This window comes from Rhizobacter sp. P1_G5 (genome assembly GCF_056405435.1).
This window is the reverse complement of record NZ_JBFUCB010000718.1, coordinates 1-2,855: the sequence shown is the minus strand read 5'-3', so window position 1 is coordinate 2,855 and position 2,855 is coordinate 1. Positions and strand designations below refer to the sequence as shown.

The 2,855-nt window shown below is 71.8% G+C and carries 2 protein-coding genes; one reads left to right on the top strand and one right to left on the bottom strand.

Translation table 11 applies throughout. The features are described 5' to 3' along the window. Positions 1–134 precede the first annotated feature (134 nt). Positions 135–740 carry a DUF938 domain-containing protein gene (locus AC1D12_RS29955; protein ID WP_477844871.1) on the top strand — a complete coding sequence of 202 codons (606 nt, stop codon included), beginning with the start codon at positions 135–137 and terminating at the stop codon, positions 738–740. A gap of 64 nt (positions 741–804) precedes the next feature. On the opposite strand, the gene AC1D12_RS29950 is transcribed toward AC1D12_RS29955, so the two are convergent. Next, positions 805–2,855 (bottom strand): winged helix-turn-helix domain-containing protein (locus AC1D12_RS29950; RefSeq protein WP_477844869.1); only part of this gene is annotated, 2,051 nt, incomplete at its 5' end.

The following is a 2,855-nucleotide window of genomic DNA, read 5'->3' as shown; positions in this document are numbered from 1 at the left end:
CTGCTCGCGCCGGGCACGCCGTTGACCGGCCGCTACGAACAGCGGGCCGGCGCGGTGGATCTGTCCGGCGTGCTGCGCGAGATCGAAGATGCGCGGCTCGAAGAAGCGGCGCGCCTGTTGAGAATGAGCACCCCATGACCGACGATTCCCGCCGCCACAGCCCTGCCGCCGAACGCAACCGCGCGGCGATCCTGACCGAACTGCAGCGCGTGTTGCCGCCACGGGGGTTGCTGCTGGAGATTGCCAGCGGCACCGGCCAGCATGCGGCGCACTGCAGCCCGGGGCTGCCGGGCTGGCAGTGGCAGCCGAGCGACTTCAATGCCGAGACGCTGCCGTCGATCCGCACCTGGTGCGCCGGGATCGACAACGTTCGCGCGCCGCTGCAGCTCGATGTGCTGGCGAGCGAGTGGCCCGGCGTGCCGGCGCAGGTCGATGCCGTCTTCTGCGCGAACATGATCCACGCGGCGCCGTGGGCCTGCTGCGGCGGGTTGATGCGCGGCGCGGCGCGGCATCTGTCGCCGCAGGGCATGCTGGTCACCTACGGGCCCTACCTGGAGGACGGCGTCGAGACGTCGCCCGGCAACCTGGGCTTCGACGTTGACCTGCGCGTGCGCGATGCCGGCTGGGGCTTGCGCCGGCGCGAGGATGTCGAGCACGAAGCCGCGCAGGCCGGGCTCATGCTGCGCGAACGGGTGGCGATGCCGACCAACAACTTGCTGTTGGTGTGGGCGCGCGACTGACTGCACGACAAAGGCTCGTTGGTCACTTCAGTCTTTTCCTCCTCACCCGCCGCGACGCGCAGCCTCAGACCAGCCGCAGCGCCCGAGCCCGAACCAGCGCCTCCACCCGCGTCCCCACGTCGAGCTTCGCGAAGATGTTCTTGACGTGCCACTTCACGGTGGTCAACGAGATCTGTGCCCGCGCACTGATCTGCTGGTTGCTCAGCCCCTGCGCGAGCAGCGCCAGCACCTCCAGCTCACGCGCCGTCAGCGCATCCACCGCATGGGCAGCCCGGGCCTCGCCACGCCCGAGCGCCGCACCGAACACGCGCAGCACGTGCTCCGGCACAAGCCGGCGCATCTGCGGCATCGCCAGCGCAGCCACCAGCACCTGGTGGAAGCTCGGGTTGTCGTCGAACCAGCTGCGCGACGGTGCATGGCCGCGCGCGCGCAGCRGCGACTGGTGCAGGCACTGCAGCGCCTCGTCGCGCGCGCCGGCCTCCCACAGGTTGCTGGCCAGCGCCGCTTCGATCGCATGCAAGCGCAGCACATGGCCCGCCGCCTCGGCGCTGGCTCTCAGCACCTGCAGCACGGCGCGCGCTTCATCGCGCCGCTGCGCATGCGACAGCAGCGCGGCCTGCGCCATGCCGCGCCGCTCCCAGGCTTCGTCATAGGGTCGCACGGCCTGCCATTCGGCCGCGTCCACGACGCCGAACTCCGCCGCCGCATCGCGCGCCCGCTGCGGCTCGCCGAGGGCCAGCCACAGCCGCACCTTGTCGAAGCACACCTGCGCCGCGAAGCGCCGCTCGTGGCTGCCGCCGAGCACGCCGTGCAGGTAGTCGAGCAGGCGCATCGCGGCCTCGGGTTCGCGCTCGGCCGCATGCACGCGGGCCTGGGTGCGCGCGGCCGCCACCAGCGTCTCGTAGGTGCCGCCGGCCTCCACCAGCGGCAGCAGCTCCTCGCACAGTGCACGCGCCTCCGGCAACCGGTTGGTCTCGTAGCGCAGCACGGCGAGCGCGGTGGCCGCATTCGCCCACGCCGCATTGCGCGGGCCGTGGCGCGTGCCGGCCCACAGCGCTTCCACGCGGCGCGCGGCCGAGCCGAAATCGCCCTTCGCCCGCTCCACCATCGCCAGCACGCTGCTCGCATAGCCCTCGCCGTACGGGCTGATCGGCTGCAGGATCTCGCGCGCACGCATCGCGAGCCGCCACGCGGCATCGAAACGGTGCGCGCAGAACAGCGCATATGCGCGATTGACCAGTTGCAACCCACGCAGCTGGGCGTCGCCATCGCTCTCGTCGGCGGCCGGCATCTCGACGCCGAGCGCCGCATGCTCGCCGAGCATCGCCTGCAGGATCTGCTGCAGCGTGCGCAGGTGGAAGCCGAACGGCGCGCCGTCGTGCGTCGCCGGGTCCGCGGCCAGGTGGCGCAGCATCGCGCGCGCTTCGTCGAAGCGGCGGCACAGCACGAGGCAGGTGGTGAAGGTCATGCCCAGCGCCGGCCGGGCCAGCAGTTGCTGCGGCTGCAGCCGTTCGCACCAGCGCACCACTTCGGCGATGTCGCCCGATTGCTGCCAGCGTGCGGCGGCGCGTTCCATCAGCTCGGCGCACCACGCCGGTTCGCCGGACTGGAAGGCATGGGTCAGCGCCTCGGTGAAGCGCAGCTGCGCGGCATACCAATGGCTGGCGCGTGCGTGCAAGGCGCGCTGGCGCGCCGGGTCGGCGGCCAGCCGGCTGCGCAGGAAGCCGAGGAACAGCGGGTGGTAGCGGAACGCGAGGCCGTGGCTGTCCTGCGCGGTGACGAAGAGCTGGTGGCGCTCCAGCCGCTCGAGCACTGCCTGCGAGCCGTCGCGGCCGAGCAGCGCATCGCACAGCTCGGCGGTCATCGCGTCGACGATGCTGGTCGAGACCAGGAACTCCTGCAAGGCCGCCTCCTGCTCGCTCAGCACCTCGCGCTGCAGGTAGGCGGCGATGTCGACGTGGCCGCCGTCGAAGTCGCCGTGGACGCCGTGCACGAGCAGTCCGAGCTTGACGCCCGCCGTCCAGCCTTGCGTGATCTCCAGCAATCGCTCGGCATCTTCCCGGCTCAGCGGCTTGGGCATCAGCTTGCGGCCGAGTTGCGTGACCTGGCCGAGGT

Bases quoted from the DNA above. Each gene is read 5' to 3' on its own strand.
- AC1D12_RS29955 (WP_477844871.1), top strand. From the start codon at position 135: ATGACCGACGATTCCCGCCGCCACAGCCCTGCCGCCGAACGCAACCGC.